At 66.8% G+C, this 18,744-nt stretch carries 19 protein-coding genes; 5 read left to right on the top strand and 14 right to left on the bottom strand.

From position 1 onward, the window contains the following. Positions 1–14 precede the first annotated feature (14 nt). From RR42_RS27895 to RR42_RS27870, 6 genes are read right to left on the bottom strand one after another with little or no spacing between them, the layout of a single operon-like run. The gene (locus tag RR42_RS27895; protein WP_043354746.1) at positions 15–965 is read right to left on the bottom strand and encodes an acetaldehyde dehydrogenase (acetylating); all 951 of its coding nucleotides are present in this window, start codon (positions 963–965) and stop codon (positions 15–17) included. Between the two features lie 26 nt (positions 966–991). After that, the gene (locus RR42_RS27890; protein WP_043354745.1) at positions 992–1,972 is read right to left on the bottom strand and encodes a Bug family tripartite tricarboxylate transporter substrate binding protein; all 981 of its coding nucleotides are present in this window, start codon (positions 1,970–1,972) and stop codon (positions 992–994) included. A 52-nt stretch (positions 1,973–2,024) separates the two neighbouring features. Continuing rightward, on the bottom strand, positions 2,025–2,816 hold the full coding sequence (gene mhpD, locus RR42_RS27885) for a 2-keto-4-pentenoate hydratase (protein ID WP_162484922.1): 792 nt from the start codon (positions 2,814–2,816) through the stop codon (positions 2,025–2,027). A gap of 17 nt (positions 2,817–2,833) precedes the next feature. Then, positions 2,834–3,784 carry a 3-carboxyethylcatechol 2,3-dioxygenase gene (locus RR42_RS27880; protein WP_043354743.1) on the bottom strand — a complete coding sequence of 317 codons (951 nt, stop codon included), beginning with the start codon at positions 3,782–3,784 and terminating at the stop codon, positions 2,834–2,836. Position 3,785: 1 nt separating this feature from the next. Next, complete coding sequence (locus RR42_RS27875) at positions 3,786–5,648, bottom strand: bifunctional 3-(3-hydroxy-phenyl)propionate/3-hydroxycinnamic acid hydroxylase (protein ID WP_052495025.1); 1,863 nt, start codon at positions 5,646–5,648, stop codon at positions 3,786–3,788. A gap of 33 nt (positions 5,649–5,681) precedes the next feature. Continuing rightward, the gene (locus RR42_RS27870; RefSeq protein ID WP_052495024.1) at positions 5,682–6,617 is read right to left on the bottom strand and encodes an alpha/beta fold hydrolase; all 936 of its coding nucleotides are present in this window, start codon (positions 6,615–6,617) and stop codon (positions 5,682–5,684) included. Between the two features lie 179 nt (positions 6,618–6,796). On the opposite strand from RR42_RS27870, the gene RR42_RS27865 reads away from it, so the two are divergent. Then, the gene (locus RR42_RS27865; RefSeq protein WP_052495023.1) at positions 6,797–7,636 is read left to right on the top strand and encodes a DNA-binding transcriptional regulator; all 840 of its coding nucleotides are present in this window, start codon (positions 6,797–6,799) and stop codon (positions 7,634–7,636) included. Between the two features lie 7 nt (positions 7,637–7,643). Here RR42_RS27865 and RR42_RS27860 read toward each other — a convergent pair whose 3' ends face one another. From RR42_RS27860 to RR42_RS27825, 8 genes are all read right to left on the bottom strand, one after another. Beyond that, positions 7,644–8,651: a Bug family tripartite tricarboxylate transporter substrate binding protein gene (locus RR42_RS27860; protein ID WP_144409982.1), complete on the bottom strand. Its 1,008-nt coding sequence runs from the start codon at positions 8,649–8,651 to the stop codon at positions 7,644–7,646. Positions 8,652–8,725: 74 nt separating this feature from the next. Further along, positions 8,726–9,529 (bottom strand): 4-hydroxy-2-oxoheptanedioate aldolase, encoded by an 804-nt coding sequence (hpaI, locus tag RR42_RS27855; protein WP_043354740.1) that lies wholly within the window; start codon positions 9,527–9,529, stop codon positions 8,726–8,728. Between the two features lie 21 nt (positions 9,530–9,550). Further along, the gene (gene hpaH / locus RR42_RS27850; RefSeq protein ID WP_043354739.1) at positions 9,551–10,354 is read right to left on the bottom strand and encodes a 2-oxo-hept-4-ene-1,7-dioate hydratase; all 804 of its coding nucleotides are present in this window, start codon (positions 10,352–10,354) and stop codon (positions 9,551–9,553) included. A gap of 63 nt (positions 10,355–10,417) precedes the next feature. Next, positions 10,418–10,807 (bottom strand): 5-carboxymethyl-2-hydroxymuconate Delta-isomerase, encoded by a 390-nt coding sequence (locus tag RR42_RS27845; protein WP_043354736.1) that lies wholly within the window; start codon positions 10,805–10,807, stop codon positions 10,418–10,420. A 65-nt stretch (positions 10,808–10,872) separates the two neighbouring features. Then, a complete protein-coding gene (gene hpaD / locus RR42_RS27840) occupies positions 10,873–11,721 on the bottom strand; it encodes a 3,4-dihydroxyphenylacetate 2,3-dioxygenase (protein ID WP_043354735.1) in 849 nt (282 codons plus the stop codon). A gap of 37 nt (positions 11,722–11,758) precedes the next feature. Continuing rightward, the gene (gene hpaE, locus RR42_RS27835) at positions 11,759–13,219 is read right to left on the bottom strand and encodes a 5-carboxymethyl-2-hydroxymuconate semialdehyde dehydrogenase (protein WP_043354734.1); all 1,461 of its coding nucleotides are present in this window, start codon (positions 13,217–13,219) and stop codon (positions 11,759–11,761) included. 59 nt (positions 13,220–13,278) lie between these two features. Next, complete coding sequence (locus RR42_RS27830) at positions 13,279–14,043, bottom strand: fumarylacetoacetate hydrolase family protein (RefSeq protein ID WP_043354731.1); 765 nt, start codon at positions 14,041–14,043, stop codon at positions 13,279–13,281. After that, entirely contained in the window at positions 14,040–14,705 is a 666-nt protein-coding gene (locus RR42_RS27825; protein ID WP_052495263.1) for a fumarylacetoacetate hydrolase family protein, read from the bottom strand. Before RR42_RS27825 ends, RR42_RS27830 begins: the two co-directional genes overlap by 4 nt. Positions 14,706–15,223: 518 nt before the next feature. Here RR42_RS27825 and RR42_RS27820 point away from each other — a divergent pair. The 4 genes from RR42_RS27820 (at position 15,224) to RR42_RS27810 (ending at position 18,738) form a co-directional block, all read left to right on the top strand. Then, complete coding sequence (locus RR42_RS27820) at positions 15,224–16,333, top strand: substrate-binding domain-containing protein (RefSeq protein WP_043354729.1); 1,110 nt, start codon at positions 15,224–15,226, stop codon at positions 16,331–16,333. 59 nt (positions 16,334–16,392) lie between these two features. Beyond that, positions 16,393–17,424, top strand: coding sequence for an ABC transporter substrate-binding protein (locus tag RR42_RS27815; protein ID WP_043358092.1), 1,032 nt, complete (start codon positions 16,393–16,395; stop codon positions 17,422–17,424). Between the two features lie 248 nt (positions 17,425–17,672). After that, complete coding sequence (locus tag RR42_RS40040; protein ID WP_144409981.1) at positions 17,673–17,927, top strand: hypothetical protein; 255 nt, start codon at positions 17,673–17,675, stop codon at positions 17,925–17,927. Continuing rightward, positions 17,920–18,738 carry an ABC transporter permease gene (locus RR42_RS27810; protein ID WP_043354728.1) on the top strand — a complete coding sequence of 273 codons (819 nt, stop codon included), beginning with the start codon at positions 17,920–17,922 and terminating at the stop codon, positions 18,736–18,738. Before RR42_RS40040 ends, RR42_RS27810 begins: the two co-directional genes overlap by 8 nt. The last annotated feature ends 6 nt before the right edge of the window (positions 18,739–18,744 follow it).

Here is an 18,744-nt window from a genome sequence, read left to right as displayed (position 1 = left end):
TATCTGCGGGTGAGTCAGGCGGCGGCGCGTTGGGCAAGCATGGCGCTCGCCATCCGCTCGGCGATGGTGAGCGCGGCGCTGGTCATGATGTCGAGATTACCGGCGTAGGCTGGGAGGTAGTGGGCCGCGCCTTCCACCTCCAGGAACACCGAGGTCTTGAGCCCGCTCACACGCCCCACCCCGGGCACCACCAGCGGCGCATCCGCCGGGATACGGTCGAACTGCACCTTCTGCTTGAGGCGATAGCCGGGCACGTACTGCCGCACCTCGGCGGCCATGGCATCGATCGACGCGGCGATCGCGGCCTCGTCCGCCATCTCGCTCAGGCAATACACCGTGTCGCGCATGATCAGCGGCGGCTCGGCCGGGTTGAGCACGATGATGGCCTTGCCCTTGCCAGCCCCACCGATCGCTTCGATCGCCTTGGAGGTGGTCTCGGTAAATTCGTCGATGTTGGCGCGCGTGCCGGGGCCCGCGCTCTTGCTGGAGATGCTGGCCACGATCTCGGCATACAACACCGGCGCCACCCGCGATACGGCCGCCACCATGGGGATGGTGGCCTGTCCGCCGCAGGTGACCATGTTGACGTTGTGCGCGTCCAGGTGCGCATCGCCGTTGACCACCGGGATGCAGTAAGGGCCAATGGCCGCCGGCGTGAGGTCGATCATGCGCAGCGACGGCCGCAGGCCACGCAGGAACGCGTCATTCTTCACGTGCGCGCCAGCGCTGGTGGCATCGAACACCACATCGATTTCGCCGAACACCGGCAGGCGCGTCAATCCTTGCACGCCTTCGTGGGTGGTCGCCACGCCCAGGCGCGCGGCGCGCGCCAGGCCGTCCGATGCCGGGTCGATGCCGACCATCGCGCCCATCTCGACATGCGCGCCATGGCGCAGGATCTTGATCATCAGGTCGGTGCCGATATTGCCGGAACCGATGATGGCGGCTTTCAGTTTGCGGGTCATGGATCTCTCCTGTTGGATCTCTTGCGTCATTCCACGCTGGCGCCGCTGGCCTTGACCAGCGGGGCCCAACGCGTGCTTTCACTGTTGAGGAAGGCGCCGAACTGCTGCGGCGTCATGGGCAGCGCTTCCAGACCCTGGTCGGCAAAGCGCCTGGTCACCTCGGGTGCCTTGAGCGCCTTGAGTGCTGCCTCGTTGAGACGCGCGACGATGGCATCGGGCGTGCCGGCCTTGACCACCATGCCAAACCAGACGCCGGCATCCAGCCCGCCGATGCCGAGTTCTGAGAGCGTGCGCACGTCCGGCAGCGAAGGCGAGCGGCGCGGCGCGGCGATGGCCAGCGGCTTGACCTTGCCGCCCTTGATCAGCGGCGAGGTGGTGATCACCGGGTCGAACATCATGTCGACCTGCCCGGCCATCACATCCTGCAAGGCCGGGGCGGAGCCCTTGTAAGCCACGTGCGTCATGTGGCCGCCGGCCTTGTCGGCAAACAAGCCGCCCAGCAGGTGGCCGATCGAGCCGATCCCCTGCGAGGCATAGTTCACGCCGTTGGGCTTGCTCTTGGACAACGCTACCAGGTCCTTGACGGAGTTGACGGGGCTGCCCTGCGGCACCACCAGCACCAGGGGCGACGATGCCAGCGCCGTCACCGGCTTGAAATCCTTGAGCGGGTCGTACGAGAAATTGCGGTACAGGCCGGGATTGATCGCGAACATTTCGGTGGCGGCCACGAACATGGTATAGCCATCCGCGTCGGCGCGCTTGACCGATTGCGCCGCGATCTGGCCGCCGCCGCCGGGACGGTTCTCGACCACAACCGGCTTGCCAAGGCTGGTCTGCATCTGCTGCGCCATCTGACGCGCAATCATGTCGGTCACGCCGCCGGCGGGGAACGGCACCACGATGGTCAGCGGGTGGCTGGGGAACGTGTCGGCATGGACGGGGGCGCTGCCAAGCGCGCCAGCGGTCACGAGCAGTGCGCCTGCGAGAATGGATCTGGTGGGTTGCATGTTGTCTCCTTGTGTATTTTTAATGAGATGAAAAAACTTGAGGCGCCGCGCGTCAGCCCGGCGCAAACCGTGCCCGCACGCTGCCGATGCCGCTGATACGGGCCTCGAAGCACTGCCCCGGCGCCACGGCCACCATCGGCCCCAGCGCACCGGTCAGGATCAGGTCGCCGGCACGCAGCGGGTCCCCCAGCGCGGCCAGTTTCCGGGCCAGCCAGACTGCGGCGTTCAGCGGATGGCCAAGGCAATCCGCGCCGGAACCCGTGGAAACGCGCTCGTCATCACGCAGCATTTCCATCTTCACGGTCTTCAGGTCCAGGCCAGCCAGCGGCACCGGCACCGCGCCCAGCACCACCAGGCCGCTGGAGGCGTTGTCGGCCACCGTATCCACGTACGAGATATCCCAGTTGCGGATGCGGCTGCCGACCACTTCAATCGCAGGCAGCACATAGGCGACGGCGTTGATCAGGTCGACCAACGTGGCGTCCTTCTGCGGCACATCGCGGCAGAGCACCAGCGCGACCTCGGCTTCGGCCTTCGGCTGCAAGGTGCGGGCAACGGGTATCGGCTCGTCGTCGCCGAAGACCATGTCGGCAAACAGCGTGCCGAAGTCGGGCTGGTCCACGCCAAGCTGGCGCTGCACCGCGGGCGAGGTCAGGCCGATCTTGCGGCCTGCCACGCGGCGGCCCTGGGCCCGCCACGCGTCGACGTTGGCGCGCTGGATGGCGTAAGCCATCGCTGCATCGCCCGGTGGGATTTCGCCGCGCAGCGGCTCGACCGGCGTGCGCGTCTGCTCTGCTTCGCGCAGCCGCCTGGCGAGCGCGAGCGTCATTTCCTGGTTTGACATGGTGGGTCCTGGTTGGGTTAAGCGTGCCCGGTGGCGGGCTGTGCCTGCATCACGCCGAAGCCTGCGATCCACTCGTCGATGGGCCGGTAGTACTCGATCGATGCCTGGTAAGGCCCGGCAGCAGCCAGCGCGCCAAAAGCGGCGATCCAGGTGCGGATCTCGTGCGCCGACTTGCCGGCGTCGCGCGTGATGTCGTCATTGCGCATGGCATCCACCGCCGCGAGGTTTGCGCCGGCCAGCCGTTCCAGAAAGGCGCGGTCCCATGCCGGGTTGAGCGGATGCAGGGGGCTGTCGCCTTTGGTGAACGCTTGTGCGGCGGCCACGGTACGCGCCTGGCGGGCAGCACGCGACTCGGGCGGCGGATTGCGCCCGGCGATCAGGCGCTCGGCGGTCTCCACATTGGCCGAGGCGATTTCCGGCACCGGCGGCTCGTGCGAGATGCCGCCCGACCCCACCACCAGCACACGCTTGCCCAGGCCCTGCAGGAAGCGTCCGATAGCGTCGCCAAGCAGCCGCGCCCGCCGGCACGTTGCCATGGGCGGTGCCACCGAGTTGATGAAGACGGGGATGACCGGGCAAACGTCCAGCCCGCCCAGCAGGACTTCCAGCGCCTGCGCGCAGCCGTGGTCCACCTGCATGCGGTACGACACGGCCACATCCACGTCGCGGTCCAGCACCGCCTGCGCCATCGCCAGAGCGGTGTCGCGCGGCACATCGAGCGGGCCCGCCAGGCTCTTGAAGTCGCCAATGGCACTGGCCGCCACGCCGATGCAGAACTGCGGCATCACGTCGTAGAAGAAGCCGTTGAAGTGATCCGGAGCAAAGACCACCACCAGCTCCGGCGCAAAGGCTTGCACGCGAGCGCGCGCCGCGGCCTGCACGCGCTCTACTTCGGCCACGATCTCCGGCGCGGGATCGTGGTAGCCGTGCAGCGGCGTGTGGGACAGGCATTCGAGATGCATCGGCATGTCAGGCTCCCCGCGCAAAGGCGATGGCGTGGTCGCGCGCCGGCTGGGTACCTGGCTGCGCGGGCAACGCGCCCGGTGCGGCGGCTGAAGGGGACGCGTCGGACAGCGCCAGCTTTCCGGCCAGCGCCTGGATGGCATCGGACACCTGCTGCGGCGAGCACATACCGGCGATAAAGCGGTCCGGGCGCAGCAGCACCACGGAGCCGGGCAGCTTGCCGAACCAATCCTTGAGACGCCCGGCAGTGTCGCCGATGGCGATCACCCCTTGCGGCACGTCGTCGCGATAGGCAAGCTGCGTATCGGGCTTGACCATGACGAAGCACGCGCCCAGCTTTTCCCAGACGGCGCGCGCTTGCGGCGTCAGGCCGAAGGTCGGGTCCGCGCCCCAGGCGATAATGGCAAAGCGATTGCCGATCACGTCGTCCAGGCGCACGGTATGGCCTTGCTCGGTCCGCACCATTGGCTGGATGAACATGCGCCCGACCGGCGAGCTTCCCGCCGGATCGCGGCCGTGAACGAGCCGGCCGACCAGCGAATCCCGCTTCTCGCTCATCAGGCCCAGCATGCGTCCGAGCGGCGAGTTGCCGGAGCGCTCCAGCAAGCGTGCCAGGAACCGGTCGTCACCCTGGCGCTCGGGCAACAGCACCACACCCGATTCATAACGCGGCATGGGCTTGAAACGCATTTCCACGAAGTACTGCTTGACCGAGGGAAACACGTTCAGCACGCGGGTCAGGCCATCGCGCAACGACGCACCGAAGCGGCTGGCAGGCGCGAAGATGTCGCCCGCCACCTCGGACAGGTGAATCATCGAGCGCGCGTGGGCGCGGCGCTCCACCCCGTAGCTGTCCAGCAGGCGGTCCTGCGCCACGCCCTTGACCACCATCGCCAGCTTCCAGCCCAGGTTGCTCGCGTCGCGGATGCCGCTGTTGTAGCCCTGCCCCTGCCAGACCGGCATGATGTGCGCGGCGTCGCCCGCCAGCAGCACACGCTTGACGCGGAACGTCCGCGCCAGGCGCGCGTTATGGGTGTAGACGCGCTTGCGGATGTAGTCGACCTTGTCCGGATCGGCCACCACCTTGCGGATCAGCGCGGCGAGGTTCTCCGGCCGGGACAGCTCGTCTTCCGTCTCGCCGGGCATGACCATGAACTCGAAGCGGCGGATCCCGTGCGGGAGCGCGGCCGACACATAGGGACGCATCGGGTCGCAGTGCATGTAGATATGCGGCGTGCCGATCGGGTCATTGCGCACGTCCACCACGATCCATTGGTTGGGCTTGGTGCGGCCTTCAAACGGCACATCCAGCGTGCGCCGCACGACGCTGTTGCCGCCATCACAGCCGGCCAGGTAGGCGGCGCGGATGGCGGTGACACGTCCGTGCGCGTCTTCCGCGCGGATCGTCACGCCGTGTTCGTCTTGCGTGAAGGCCGATACGCCGTGGCCGAACAGCACCTGCACATGGGGAAAGCGCCGCAGGCCCTCGTACAGGATGCGGTCCGCCAGCGGCTGGATAAAGGCGTTGCGGCGGGACCAGCCAAACTCGTCGGTGCGTGGCTCGATCGACGCAAAGCAGCGGCCCGTATGCGTGACAAAGCGCATCCAGTGGTGCGGCGTGATATGCGGCAGCAGTGCATCGGCCAGGCCAACCGACTGGAATACCCGCAGCGCCTCGTCGTCCAGGCCAATGGCGCGGGGGTAGTCGATGATCTGGTCCAGCTTCTCGACCAGCACGACGCGCACGCCCTGCAGCCCAAGGATGTTGGCGATCATCAGGCCAACCGGGCCGGCGCCGATGATGGCGACGTCGGTGTCCAGATCCTGCGGACGAGCGTCTGCGCCCGCCATCTCGATGGCGTTGTTCATGTCTCCTCTCCTGCTTGTCCGGTACTTGCCGGCTTAAACCGTGGTCGCTTCCGGCACGGCATTGCCGAGCAGGAAATTCAGGTGAATGCGGTTGAAGGTGTCGGCATCCTCGAACTGCGGCCAGTGGCCGCAGCCGTCCATCACCGTAAACAGCGCGCCGGGAATCATGGTGGCGATGCGCCGTCCCTCCGACACATCGGCGGTGGGGTCGTCGGAGGTCCACAGCACCAGCGTCGGGGCCTTGATGCGGCCATAGTGCTCGGCGCGAAGGATGTTGCGCTGACGCGTTTCCATGTCCTGCAACACCATGTTGCCGCGCTGGGCCTCGACCATGCCCGGTTGCGCGTAGATGGCCTGACGCGTGGCGATCAGGTCGTCAAAGGCTTTGGCCTTGTCGGCCATCAGCCATTGCACGCGAGCCTTGATGAAATCCCAGCCTGGTTCTTCCACGGCGCGCATGGACAGCGTCTTGAGGCGCTCCATCACCACCGGGTCCGCCTGCGAGCCACCCGCGGTGTTCAGCACCAGCCGCTCCACGCGTTCGGGATGGTCGATCGCCAGGCGCGCGGCCACCCAGCCGCCCAGCGATTCCCCGCTGAACGCAGCGCGCGCGATGCCGAGGGTATCCATCACGCGGATCACGTGGTCGACGTAGTCGGAAATCTCGCGCCCGCCCGCCGGCTTGTCGGTCCAGCCGTGGCCGATCATGTCGATGGCCCACACGTCGAAATGCTCGGCGTGCGATTGCAGGTTGCGCACGTAGGCCTCGGCGTGGCCGCCGACGCCGTGCAGCAGGATCAGCGCCGGCTTGCCGCTGCTGCCGGCGTGCAGGTAGCGGGTGCGGATGCCCTTGGCATCGAGCCAGCCCTGGCTGAAGGAAACGCCGCGCAACTCGCCCCAGATGCTCTGGAACGGCAGCTCGGGCTGGCTGGACGGGACGGACTTGAGGGGCGTGGCGGCGGTCGACATCGTGTCTCCTTCGTTCGTGAATGCTTTTGAATGTTTTTGAATGGCTAACTGGTACAGCGAGTACAGCGGAGTGTAGAGAGCCGATTGCATCCCGACAAAAAAACGAACAGAATGTGCAAGGAGTGCACAACGTTGATTTGAAAGGGTTTTTTATGCCTGCGATGTCTAAGGCGCCTGAGATGCCTAAGGTACCTAGCGTGCCCGATAGCCGAACCTCGCCCTATGCCAGCGTGCGCGGGCTGACCCGTGGCCTGGACGTGCTGAAGGCGCTCAACCGGATGGAAAGCGGGCGCGGCACCGCGCAGCAGCTGAGCGAGCTGACCGGGCTGCACCGCACCACGGTCCGGCGCCTGCTGGAGACCCTGATCACCGAAGGCTTCGTGCGCCGCAGCGAGTCGGACGACAGCTATCGCCTGACGCTGCAGGTCAGGGCCTTGAGCGAAGGCTTCAATGACGATGAGTGGATCTCCACCATCGCCGCGCCGCTGATGGGCGAGCTGCTGCAGCGCGTGCTATGGCCGTCGGACCTGACCACGCCGGATGGCGACGCCATGATCATCCGCGAAACCACGCACCGCTTCAGCCCGCTGTCCTTCCACCGGGCGATGGTGGGCCGGCGCCTGCCGATGCTGTCGACGGCCGCCGGACGGGCCTATTTTGCGTTTTGTAGCGAAGGGGAACGGGAGGACATCCTTAACCTGCTGCGCTCAGGCGGCGGCGGCGACGAGCAGGCAGCCCTGGCCAACAACGCGGCCTATGTGCGCAAGCTGGTTGCGCGCGTGCGCGAGGATGGCTTCGGGTCGAATCGCGGCGACTGGCTGGAGCAGCGCAAGATCGGTGCGGTCGCGGTACCGATCCGGCACCAGGACCGCGTGCGCGGCAGCCTCAATGTGGTGTATCTCTCGCGTGCCCTGAGCGAGCAGGAGGCGGTCAAGCGCTTCGTGGCTCCGCTGCAGGACATAGCCAGCCGCGTGCAGGAAGCCATGGCCTCGCCAGCGTCTACGCGGCGGGCCACTTAGGCGAGGCTCAATCCAGCGCGATCTTGTGCGCGCGGATCAGGGCGCCCCATTTGGCGCGCTCATTGTCCACGAACGCAGCAAAGCCCGCCCGGCTATCGCCCATGGGCTCCAGCCCAAGCTCCTGCATTTGCTTGACCACCGCCGGGTCCTTCAGTGCTGCGGCAATGGCCGCGTTGAGCTTGTCGACCGAAGCCGGCGGCGTGCCGGCCGGGACCACCACGCCCTGCCACGCGAACGCCGTAAAGCCAGCCAGCCCGGCCTCGGCAAAGGTCGGCACATCCGGCAGCACCGCCGAGCGCTGCTGCGCGGGCAGCGCGATGGCGCGCAGGCGGCCGGCGCGGATCAACGGCACCGCGGCCGCGAGATCGGCCATCATGAAATCGACCTGCCCGCCCGCCACGTCCTGCAACGCGGGTGGCGTGCCTTTGTACGGCGCGTGGACGGCGCTGGCCTGCACGCGGTCGAGCAGCAGCTCGGCGCTCAGGTGGTGGGGGCTGCCGGTGCCCACAGAGGCATAGGTCGCCTTGCCCTGCCCCGCTTTCAGCCACGTGATGAACTCGGGCAAGGTCTTTACCGGCAAGGCCGGGTTGGCGACCAGTATCACGGGCAGCTTCACCAGCGAGCTCACCAGCGTGAAATCCTTGGCGGCGTCATAGGGCAGCTTGCGATACAGCGCTGGGTTAAGTACCAGCGTACCCTGCCCGGCAGTCAGCACCGTAGCGCCGTCGGCACGCGCCTTGGCCACGTCCTGCGCGGCGAGGATGGTGGCGCCGCCCGGCTTGTTGTCGACCACGAAGTTCTGGTGCATGGCCGGCGCGATCTTCTGCGCGACGATGCGCGTGGCGAGGTCGCTGCCGCCGCCAGCGGTGTAGGGCACCACCCAGCGTGCGGCGGGGTCGGCGGCATGGGCGGCGCTGGTGCCGCCCAGCGCGATCGCCAGCCCCGTGACAACGCGCGAAGCATGCTGCGCCATGGCATGGAAGCGCGTGCGCCGGGCGCAGGCGTTTGCTTGCATGATTGGGTCTCCTCCGATTTTTCTGTTCTGTCTGTTCTTTGTGCAATGCGCCCTGAAGCGCGACGGGACACTGTCTAGTAAGTTTTATCCGGGCTAGTCCCCGCACTGCCGTGGCCCTTGAACTGCGCGGCAAGACTCTCTGCCGCCCGGGCCAGCATCGTGGCATCCACGCCAACGGCGGTGAACGTGGTGCCCAGCGCCACGTACTGGCGCGACTGCGCCACGTCCGCACTGAGGATACCCGCGCCCTTGCCGGCGCGGCGGATGCGCACGATGGCGTCGGCAATGGCGCTGCGCACCTCCGGGTGGCCCGGGTTACCAAGATGGCCCATGTCGGCGGCAAGATCCGCTGGGCCGATAAACACGCCATCCACGCCTTCGGTGGCGGCGATGGCATCGAGGTGCGCTAACCCCGCGCGCGTCTCCACCTGTACCAGCACGCACATCTCGCCGTTGGCCTGGGCCAGGTAGCCGCCGACACGGTTCCAGCGCGAGGCACGCGCCATTGCGCTGCCCACGCCGCGCACACCTTGCGGCGGGTAACGGGTGGCGGCCACCGCGGCGGCCGCCTCGGTGGCGTCCTGCACCATCGGCACGAGCAGGGTCTGCACGCCCAGGTCAAGCAACTGCTTGATCTGCACGGTGTCGTTCCACGACGCACGCACCACCGGCCGCACGGGATAGGCGGCCAGCGCCTGCAGTTGCGCCAGGATGGTCGGCACGGTGTTGGGTGCGTGCTCGCCATCGATCAGCAGCCAGTCAAAGCCGGCGCCGGCCAGCACTTCGGCGGTGTAGGGACTGGCCAGGCCGAGCCACAGGCCGATCTGCTGCTCGTTGGCGGCAAGCGCGCGCTTGAAGGTATTGAGGGGGATTTCCATGATGGCGTCCGGGTCAGGCGTTCAGCCGAAGTGGCAGGCCACGGCGCCCAGCGCGCCATAGTCCACGTGGAATGTATCACCCGGGCTGGCCGCCACCGGCCGCGTGAAGGAGCCGCCGAGGATCACCTCTCCCGCTTCCAGGCCCACGCCATGCGGATGCAGCTTGTTGGCCAGCCATGCCACGCCGTTGGCGGGATGGTTGAGCACGCCGGCGGCCACGCCGGTTTCCTCGATCACGCCGTTGCGCGACATGATGGCCGAGACCCAGCGCAGGTCCACATCGAACGGCCGCACCGGGCGTCCGCCCATCACCACGCCGGCATTGGCCGCGTTGTCGGCAATGGTGTCGAACACCTTGCGCGGGCGCTTGCTGTCGGGGTCGATCCCATGGCTGCGCGCATCGATGATCTCCAGCGCGGGAATCACGTAGGCGGTAGCGTCATACACATCGAACAGCGTGCAGTTCGGCCCCTTGAGCGGCTTGTCCAGCACGAAGGCCAGCTCCACTTCCACGCGCGGCACGATAAAGCGGCCCGGGGGGATCGTCGCGCCGTCCTGGAAGAACATGTCGTCCAGCAAGGTGCCATAGTCAGGCTCGTCGATCTGCGAGGAAAGCTGCATGGCGCGCGAGGTCAGGCCGATCTTGTGGCCCTTGATGGTGCGGCCTTCGGACAGCTTGTGGGCCAGCCACTCGCGCTGGATGGCGTAGGCGTCTTCAATCGTGATGTCAGGGTGGTCCAGCGAGATTTGCCGGATCTGCTGGCGCGATTGTTCGGCGCCGTGCAGGCGATGGGCGATCTGGTGGATCAGCTCTGGGCTGAGCATGGGGTCTCCGTGGGAAGCGTTGTGCGTTGTGCGCAGGGGCCTGTTGGTTGACGATGGAACCGGTCAGGCCTTCTTGAAGCGGGCGTGCACGTTGTTGTGCTTGTAGCTGCCACCCTCGTTGAACTCGACCAGCTCCATCGACAGCGCCAGGTAGCGCCGTGCATATAGCTCGGCAAAGTGCGCCTTGACCGCCTCGAAGAGCGCATCGCAGGCCGCCTTCCTGGCCGCCTCGGGACGCCCTGCGCCGATCTTCAGCGTGATGTGGACGAAGGCGTAGTCCTCCTCACCGTCGGCCATGCGGTAGTCGGTCAGCGCCAGCGCACGCGAGCGGATGCCGCCGATGGGAAACACGCCGTCCTGCGCGATCAGCACGTCGTTGATGGTCTTGAGCAGGGCGGGCACGCGCGCGTCGGCGCGGATGTTGTCCGTGTACTCGACGATGATGTGGGGCATTGGCAGGCCTCTCCGATGAAGCGTGAATCGTTGTCCGTGATCGGCGTTCGGTGATCGGTGATCCCTCAGCGCACCGGGAAGATCGCATTGATCTGGCCGGTGCCCGAGCTGGTGAAGTAGTCGGTGACGATCTCCACCGGGCGGTCGTACTTGTCCCAGCCCAGCAGGCCCAGCAGCATGGCGGTGTCATGCATGCCGCCTTCGCCGATGCAATGCTCGTTGTACTCCGGCAACATGCGGCAGAAGGTGGCCCAGTCGCCCTGCTTCCAGAGCTCCACCACGCGCAGGTCCACCTGCTTGAAGAACTCGCGGCTGATCTGGTGGATGCTTTCCTCGGGGCTGTTGTTGTCGTTGAACCGGTGCGACAGCGAGCCGCTGGCGAGAAACGCCACATTGGCATCGCTGGCCTCGATGGACGCACGCAGCGCCTCGCCAAAGCGGCGGCTTTCATCGAGCTGGTGCCAGGCGCACCAGGCCGCGATGGAGACCACCTTGAAATGGCGGTCGGCATTCATGTAGCGCATCGGCACCAGCGTGCCGTATTCCAGCTCCAGGCTGGCGATCTCGTGAGCGCGGGTCATCACGCCCTGCTCGCACGCGGTGCTGGCGATCCGCCGGCCCAGTTCGGGATTGCCGTCGTAGGCGTAGGCCATGTCCTTGATGAAATGCGGCAGCTCGTTGCTGGTGTAGATGCCCTCGAAGTGCGCGTTGCAGTTGACGTGGTAGCCGGCGTTGACCAGCCAGTGCACATCGGCCACCACGATGGTATCGACGCCCAGCTCCCGGCAGCGCCGGCCGATCTCGCGGTGCCCGGCAATCGCCGCCTCGCGGCAGCCGTGGTGCTTGCCCGGCAGCTCGGACAGGTACATCGACGGCACGTGCGTGACCTTGGCGGCGAGGGATAGCTTGCCCATGGCGGTGTCTCCTGTTTTGTTTTGGTGCGGGCTGCGCTCAAACGCCCCAGCGCGGAATATGATGCCCGCCCATCGAGATGCAAACGTTCTTCACCTCCGCAAACACCTCGAAGCTGAACTCGCCGCCCTCGCGACCCGTGCCGGATGCCTTGGTGCCGCCAAACGGCTGGCGCAGGTCGCGCACGTTCTGGCTGTTGACGAACACCATGCCGGCTTCGATGCCGCGCGCCAGCCGGTGCACCTTGCCCACGTCCTGCGTCCAGATGTACGAGGCCAGGCCGTAGGCAGTGTCGTTGGCCATGGCCAGGCCATCGTCTTCGCCCTTGAACGGGATCAGGCAGGCCACCGGGCCAAAGATCTCTTCCTGCGCCACGCGCATGTGGTTTTCCACATTGGCCAGCACCGTGGGCTGCACGAAGTTTCCGTTGCGCAGGTGCGCCGGCAGGTCGGACGGCCGCTCGGCGCCGCCGGCCAGGATGGTGGCACCCTCCTGCTCGCCCAGGCGGATATAGCCCGTGACCTTCTCCCAGTGCTGCTGGGTAATCATGGCGCCCACATGTGTCTGCTCGCTGGTCGGGTCGCCCACGCGCAAGCGCCTGGCGCGTTCGGCGAACTTGCCGGCGAAGTCGTCGTAGACCGTGTCCTGCACGAAGATGCGCGAACCCGCGGTGCAGCGCTCGCCGTTGATCGAGAAAATGGTGAACAGCGCGGCGTCCAGCGCGCGCTCCAGGTCGGCGTCGTCGAACACCAGCACCGGCGACTTGCCCCCCAGTTCCATCGAGAATTTCTTCAGGCCCGCGCGCTCGATGATGCGCTTGCCGGTGGCAGTGCCGCCCGTAAACGATACGGCCCGCACGTCCGGATGGCGCACCAGCGCGTCCCCCGCGCTGGCGCCGTAGCCCTGCACCACGTTGAGCACACCGGCCGGCACCCCCGCTTCCAGCGCCAGCATGCCGAGCTGGTCCGCCGTGAGTGGCGACAGCTCCGACATCTTCAGCACGGCGGTATTGCCCAGCGCCAGGCATGGCGCGACCTTCCAGGTGGCGGTCATGAATGGCACGTTCCACGGCGAGATCAGCGCGCACACGCCCACCGGCTGGTAGAGCGTGTAGTTGAGCATCTGGTCATCGACGGGATAGGTGCGGCCGTTCATCTGCACGCACACTTCGGCGAAGAAATTGAAGTTCTCGGCGGCGCGCGGGATCAGCTGCTTGCCGGTCTGCGCGATCGGCAGGCCGGTGTCCTGCGTCTCCAGCGCGGCAAGGTGCGGCACGTGCTCGGTGATCAGGTCGGCCAGGCGGCGCATGATGCGGGCGCGCTCCTTGGCCGGCGTATTGGCCCACTTGGGGAATGCAGCCTTGGCGGCCGCCACCGCGGCGTTGACCTCGGCCTCCCCGCCCGCGGCCACCGTGGCGATCTCTTCACCGGTGGCCGGGTTCCAGGTGGTGAACGTGTCCTTGCTGTCGACCTGCTTGCCGTTGATCCAATGCTTGATCATGGTTGTCTCCTGTTGGCATTTGGTGCGCCCCGGTGCGCCCGGGTTCGCTTCAGCGCCCTTCAGCGCCCACTGCCGTATTCGGTAGCCGAGGCGATGGTGTTCACCAGCCGCCCCACCCCTTCGATCTCCGTGACGATCTCGTCGCCCGGCTGCGTGTCGGCCAGCCCTTCCGGCGTGCCGGTCAGGATCACATCGCCCGCCTCCAGCGTCATGAAGCTGCTCAGGTACTCGATCAGCCACGGGATGGCGAAGATCATGTCGCGGGTGCTGCCCTGCTGCGTCAGCTTGCCGTTGACCGTCGTGGTGAGCGCGAGGTTCATCGGATCCGGCACGTCGTCGCGGTCCACCAGCCACGGCCCCAGCGGCGTGCAGGTATCGCGGTTTTTCACCCGCAGGTTGGGGCGATAGTAGTTTTCCAGGTAGTCGCGGATGGCGTAGTCGTTGGCGACCGTATAGCCGCGCACGTAGTCATAGGCTTGCGCCGCCTTGACGCCGCGCGCCGTGCTGCCGATCACCACCGCCAGCTCGCACTCGTAATGCATGTACTTCACGCCCTCCGGCCGGATGGTATGCGCCCGGTGGCCGATGAACGCGCCCGGCCCCTTGAGGAAGACGAGTGGTTCTTCCGGCGCCTTGAAGGCCAGTTCGCGCGCGTGGTCAGCATAGTTCAGGCCAAGCGCGAAGGTGGTGCGCGGCACCACGGGCGGCAGCCACGTCACGCCGTCCTCGCTGACCACACGGCCGTCGTCCAGGCGCAATACGCCTTCGCCGGCCGGCTGTGCGGTGTGGACCAAGCCATCGAAGGCTACGCGTGCGGTTCTCATGCTGCCTCCCCGGGTGCTGCCTTGATGCCGTGCCGCAGGCGCCCTACTTGTTCGATTTCGATCTCCACCATGTCGCCGGCACGCACCAGCGGCGCGCCTTCGGGCACGCCCGCCAGCAGCACATCGCCGGCTTCGAGCGACATGAAGGCGGTCACATCAGCCAGCAATTGCGCCACGGGGCGCAGCAGGTTGCCGGTGTGGTTGCGCTGGCGCTCCTCGCCATTGATGCGCACCACCATGCTGAGCGCATCGGCGTTGCCGACCTGCTCACGCGTCATCACCCACGGGCCGATCGGGCAATAGCCGTCACGGCACTTGTGGCGCACCGCCGGGCGGTAATAGCTGGCATGTGGCACGCTCACATCCGACACAACCGTGTACCCGGCGATATAGTCCCCGGCCTGCGCCGGGTCGATGCGGGTTGCGCGCCGGCCGATCACGATGCCGAGCGCGGCGCCGATTTCCAGGGTTTCCTGGCCCGGCGGCAGCTCGACAAGGCTGCCATGGGCAGCCAGGGTATTGGCAGGCTTGATGTAGAGGATCGGGCCAGCAGGCGGCGCCTGGTAAGGGGCCGCATTGACGCTGTCGCCAAGGGCCGCGAGCGCGCCCTTGAAGTTCAGCAGCGTGCCGTACACCGTGCCGGTGATGGCGGGCTGCCACATGAATTCATCCTCGCGCAGGGCGCGCCCACCGTCCAGCGGCAGCAAGGTGGCACCGTCCACCGGCACTGCCCGCACTGGCCGGCCGCCGGCGGCGATTCTGGCTTGTCGCATCGTGCTCCTCTCTGGTTGCGCCCGCGCTGGCCGGGCGCTTGCGCTGCCGGGCCGGCGGATCGTCGACGGCGGATCGCCCGTTGGCTCCGCCTGTTATTAACATGTTAATGATATTGCAGGGTAGTTTCAACCCCATTGTGATCCGCGGCGCGGCGATCTGGCCGCCCGGCCCTTCGCGCCCTCGTCTGCGCCTGTCATCGTGCTGTCATGCAGCATCCCCAGAATTCGCTCTGTACCGGGTTTTGCCTTGCCGCAGCGTGATTGAGCTAATGCACCGCAGCAGCAAAAAGGCTTGCGACCCGATTTTTTTGCGGCTTGAATGAAAACGTTTTCATTTTTACCGCAGTTGCGCGCCCGGTTCGCCATGCGCGCAATGTGACCCCGAAACCAAGACCGGAAGCTCTGACGTGAAGCGCACCCAGGACCGTTCCAGCAGCACCGCCCCGGACGCCGCCGGCAACGCCACGCTGGTGGACGTTGCGCAAGCGGCGGGCGTATCGCTAGCCACCGCATCGCGCGCATTCAACAGCCCGGCGCTGGTGCGCGAAGGCACCGTGCAGCGCGTGCTGGACGCCGCACGGCAACTGAGCTTCCGCCCCAACCTGCTCGGCAGCAAGCTGCGCGCGCAGCAAAGCCGGATGATCGGCGTGATGCTGCCCACGCTGGAAAACGCCGTGTTCGCCGAATGCTGGCGCGGCATCGAGGATGCCGCGCTGGCCGCCGGCTACTCGCTGATGCTGGTGACCAGCGCCTACGACCCCGCGCGCGAGCGCGAGCGCATCGAATACCTGCTGCGCCACCGGGTCGACGGCATGGTGCTCACCGTGGCCGACGCCGCCCGCAGCGCCGTGCTCGACCAGCTCGATGCCGAAGGCGTGCCCTATGTGCTGGCGTACAACCAGGCAGCCGCGCGCGGCCAGCGCCACTCCGTCTCGGTAGACAACCGCGGCAGCGCTCGCGAAGGCGTGCAAGCCCTGATCGCGGCCGGGCACCGCCGCATCCGCGTGGTCTCCGGCGCCTTCATCGCCTCCGACCGCGCGCGCCAGCGCTTCGAGGGCTACCGCGACGCCATGCACGCGCACGGCCTGGAAGCCGCGCCGCCGCTTTGCCTGCCCACTCACACCGCCAGCAACGCCGACCAGATCGGCGCGCTGGCCGCGGGGCCCGATGCGCCCACTGCCTTTTTCTGCACCAACGACCTGCTGGCGATCGGCGTGATCTCTGACCTGAAACGGCTCGGCCTGCGCGTGCCGCGCGACATCTCAGTGCTGGGCTACGACGGCATCGCGCTAGGCGCGCTGGTGGAGCCGCCACTAGCATCGGTGGTGCAGCCCAACCCCGAAATCGGCGCGCGCGCCGTTGCGCAGTTGCTTGCGCGCTTCGGCCTCGCGGCTGCCGGCGTTTCCAACGTATCCGGCATACCCGACGTATCCCGCGTATCCGGCGCCAGACCCGGGCGCATTACCCTGCTGCCCCACGGCCTGCGCCTGGGCGGCACGGTAGCCGCACCGGCATGACCCTTCACCCACCGCTTTCCCCCAGCCCCAGCCGTCGTATGCAACCCAAGGAGTTCACCATGCAAGCAACCCGTTCCTGGCACAAACCGCTGCGCCGGATCGCCAGCGCGCTCGGCGCCGCCGCCGTCTGCGCATTCAGCCAGGGCGCTGCAGCGCAAACCGCGATCTGCTACAACTGCCCGCCCGAATGGGCAGACTGGGCCTCGCAGATCCGCGCCATCAAGGAAAAAACCGGCGTCACCGTGCCGCACGACAACAAGAACTCCGGCCAGTCGCTCGCGCAGCTGGTCGCCGAAAAGGGCAGCCCGGTAGCGGACGTGGTGTACTACGGCGTGACCTTCGGCATCCAGGCCAAGAAGGACGGCGTCACCGCCCCCTACAAGCCGGCCCACTGGAACGACATCCCCGACGGCCTCAAGGACCCGCAAGGCAACTGGTTCGCCATCCACTCCGGCACGCTCGGCTTCATGGTCAACGTCGACGCGCTGCGCGGCAAGCCCGTGCCGCAGTCCTGGGCCGACCTGCTCAAACCCGAGTACAAGGGCCTGATCGGCTACCTTGACCCGGCCAGCGCCTTTGTCGGCTACGTCGGCGCGGTTGCCGTCAACCAGGCGATGGGCGGCTCGATGGACAACTTCGGCCCGGCCTTCAAGTACTTCCGCGACCTGCAGAAGAACCAGCCCATCGTCCCCAAGCAAACCGCCTACGCCCGCGTGCTCTCCGGCGAGATCCCGATCCTGCTGGACTACGACTTCAACGCCTACCGCGCCCGCTACAAGGACAAGTCCAACGTGGCCTTCGTGATTCCCAAGGAAGGCACGGTGGTGGTGCCGTACGTGATGAGCCTGGTGAACAAGGCGCCGCACGATGCGCAAGGCAAGAAGGTGCTGGACTTTGTGCTGTCCGATGAAGGGCAAGCCCTGTGGGCCAATGCCTACCTGCGCCCCGTGCGCAGCGCCGCCATACCCAAGGAAGTGCAGGCGCGGTTCCTGCCGGCAGCGGATTACGCACGGGCCAAACCGGTGGATTTCGGAAAGATGGCGGATGCGCAGAAAGGCTTCAGCGAACAGTATCTGAAGGAAGTCCGTTGAATGGCGAGCGCTAGTGGATGAGTGCGGCATCGCGCGCCTGGCGAGCGCCCGCCCTCTCCCCCGTCCCCTCTCCCGCAAGCGGGAGAGGGGCGCCAACCAGCGGACATAGCGAACGATTCGGTGTAGCCGTGTTTCCCGCCCGAAGGGGCGGGAAACACCCCAGCGCGATGCGAAGCGAGCCGTCAAGGTTTACCCAGGCCGTATGGGGCGCCTCGGGATTCGGCGAAAAGAGCGGAAAAGAGGGACCCATGTCTGAGTATCGCCTTAAGGCGATGCGAGTTTGGGTCCCGGCCGCTCTTTTCGCCGAAGCCCGAGGGGTAGTCGCCCCATCCGGCGCGCCTTTTTTGCCTACTTTTTTGGCAAGACAAAAAAGTAGGTCGCCGCGCCGCAGGCGTGGTGAAACAGCAGTTGAAGTTGAAGTTGAAGTTGCCCTTGACCCCAAACAATCAACGTTGAAGCTGATCCCCACCCACCCCGGGAAAAAACAAACCCATCATGCCTAAACGAAGCCCCCCACTCCTCCTCTTCGCCCTCCCGGCCCTGATCGTCTTCTTTGCCTTCTTCTGTCTGCCCATGGCGAAGCTGCTGACGATCAGCGTCACGGGTGAAAAAGGCGCGAGCGTCTACTGGACCGTCATCTCAAGCGAGCGCTATCTGCACAGCCTGATGGTCACCGTGCTGCTATCGGCAACGGTCACGCTGGCCACCCTGATCATCGCCGGCATCACCGGCACCTTCCTGGAGCGCAACGCGGTGCCCGGAAAGGCGCTGCTGGTCGCCATGCTGACGTTCCCGCTCGCCTTCCCCGGCGTCGTCATCGGCTTCATGGTCATCATGCTGGGCGGGCGCAACGGCCTGCTCGCCATGGTGAGCGACTGGCTGGTGGGAGACCGCTGGACCTTTGCCTACGGCCTGGCCGGCCTGTTCGTCGGCTACCTGTACTTCTCCATCCCGCGCGTGATCCTGACGGTGATGGCAGCCGTTGCCAAGCTCGACACGTCGCTGGAAGAAGCCGCCCGCTCGCTCGGCGCGGGCCGCTGGCGCGTGGTGCGCGACGTGATGTTGCCCGCGCTGATGCCGGCCATGATTTCCAGCGGCGCGATCTGCTTCGCCACCAGCATGGGCGCCTTCGGCACCGCCTTCACGCTGGCCACGCAGCTCGATGTCTTGCCGCTGACCATCTACAACGAGTTCACCAACTACGCCAACTTCGGCATGGCCGCCGCGCTGTCCGTGCTGCTCGGCACGGTCACCTGGGCCCTGCTGGCGGTGGCGCGCTGGTTCTCGGGCGACGCCGTCGCCGCTACTGCCTGAGGCTAC

It is taken from the genome of Cupriavidus basilensis, from assembly GCF_000832305.1.
Lineage (GTDB): Bacteria > Pseudomonadota > Gammaproteobacteria > Burkholderiales > Burkholderiaceae > Cupriavidus > Cupriavidus basilensis_F.
This window is presented reverse-complemented; position numbering and strand designations above follow the sequence as displayed.

What these genes read in the sequence shown, in the direction of transcription:
- RR42_RS27860 (WP_144409982.1), bottom strand. Translation starts at nt 8,651, where the DNA reads ATGCAAGCAAACGCCTGCGCCCGGCGCACGCGCTTCCATGCCATGGCG.
- RR42_RS27870 (WP_052495024.1), bottom strand. Translation starts at nt 6,617, where the DNA reads ATGTCGACCGCCGCCACGCCCCTCAAGTCCGTCCCGTCCAGCCAGCCC.
- RR42_RS27810 (WP_043354728.1), top strand. Translation starts at nt 17,920, where the DNA reads ATGCCTAAACGAAGCCCCCCACTCCTCCTCTTCGCCCTCCCGGCCCTG.
- hpaE (WP_043354734.1), bottom strand. Translation starts at nt 13,219, where the DNA reads ATGATCAAGCATTGGATCAACGGCAAGCAGGTCGACAGCAAGGACACG.
- mhpD (WP_162484922.1), bottom strand. Translation starts at nt 2,816, where the DNA reads ATGTCAAACCAGGAAATGACGCTCGCGCTCGCCAGGCGGCTGCGCGAA.
- hpaD (WP_043354735.1), bottom strand. Translation starts at nt 11,721, where the DNA reads ATGGGCAAGCTATCCCTCGCCGCCAAGGTCACGCACGTGCCGTCGATG.
- RR42_RS27825 (WP_052495263.1), bottom strand. Translation starts at nt 14,705, where the DNA reads ATGTGGCAGCCCGCCATCACCGGCACGGTGTACGGCACGCTGCTGAAC.
- hpaI (WP_043354740.1), bottom strand. Translation starts at nt 9,529, where the DNA reads ATGGAAATCCCCCTCAATACCTTCAAGCGCGCGCTTGCCGCCAACGAG.
- RR42_RS40040 (WP_144409981.1), top strand. Translation starts at nt 17,673, where the DNA reads ATGTCTGAGTATCGCCTTAAGGCGATGCGAGTTTGGGTCCCGGCCGCT.
- RR42_RS27875 (WP_052495025.1), bottom strand. Translation starts at nt 5,648, where the DNA reads ATGAACAACGCCATCGAGATGGCGGGCGCAGACGCTCGTCCGCAGGAT.
- RR42_RS27895 (WP_043354746.1), bottom strand. Translation starts at nt 965, where the DNA reads ATGACCCGCAAACTGAAAGCCGCCATCATCGGTTCCGGCAATATCGGC.
- RR42_RS27880 (WP_043354743.1), bottom strand. Translation starts at nt 3,784, where the DNA reads ATGCCGATGCATCTCGAATGCCTGTCCCACACGCCGCTGCACGGCTAC.
- RR42_RS27865 (WP_052495023.1), top strand. Translation starts at nt 6,797, where the DNA reads ATGCCTAAGGTACCTAGCGTGCCCGATAGCCGAACCTCGCCCTATGCC.
- RR42_RS27845 (WP_043354736.1), bottom strand. Translation starts at nt 10,807, where the DNA reads ATGCCCCACATCATCGTCGAGTACACGGACAACATCCGCGCCGACGCG.
- RR42_RS27890 (WP_043354745.1), bottom strand. Translation starts at nt 1,972, where the DNA reads ATGCAACCCACCAGATCCATTCTCGCAGGCGCACTGCTCGTGACCGCT.
- RR42_RS27815 (WP_043358092.1), top strand. Translation starts at nt 16,393, where the DNA reads ATGCAAGCAACCCGTTCCTGGCACAAACCGCTGCGCCGGATCGCCAGC.
- RR42_RS27830 (WP_043354731.1), bottom strand. Translation starts at nt 14,043, where the DNA reads ATGAGAACCGCACGCGTAGCCTTCGATGGCTTGGTCCACACCGCACAG.
- hpaH (WP_043354739.1), bottom strand. Translation starts at nt 10,354, where the DNA reads ATGCTCAGCCCAGAGCTGATCCACCAGATCGCCCATCGCCTGCACGGC.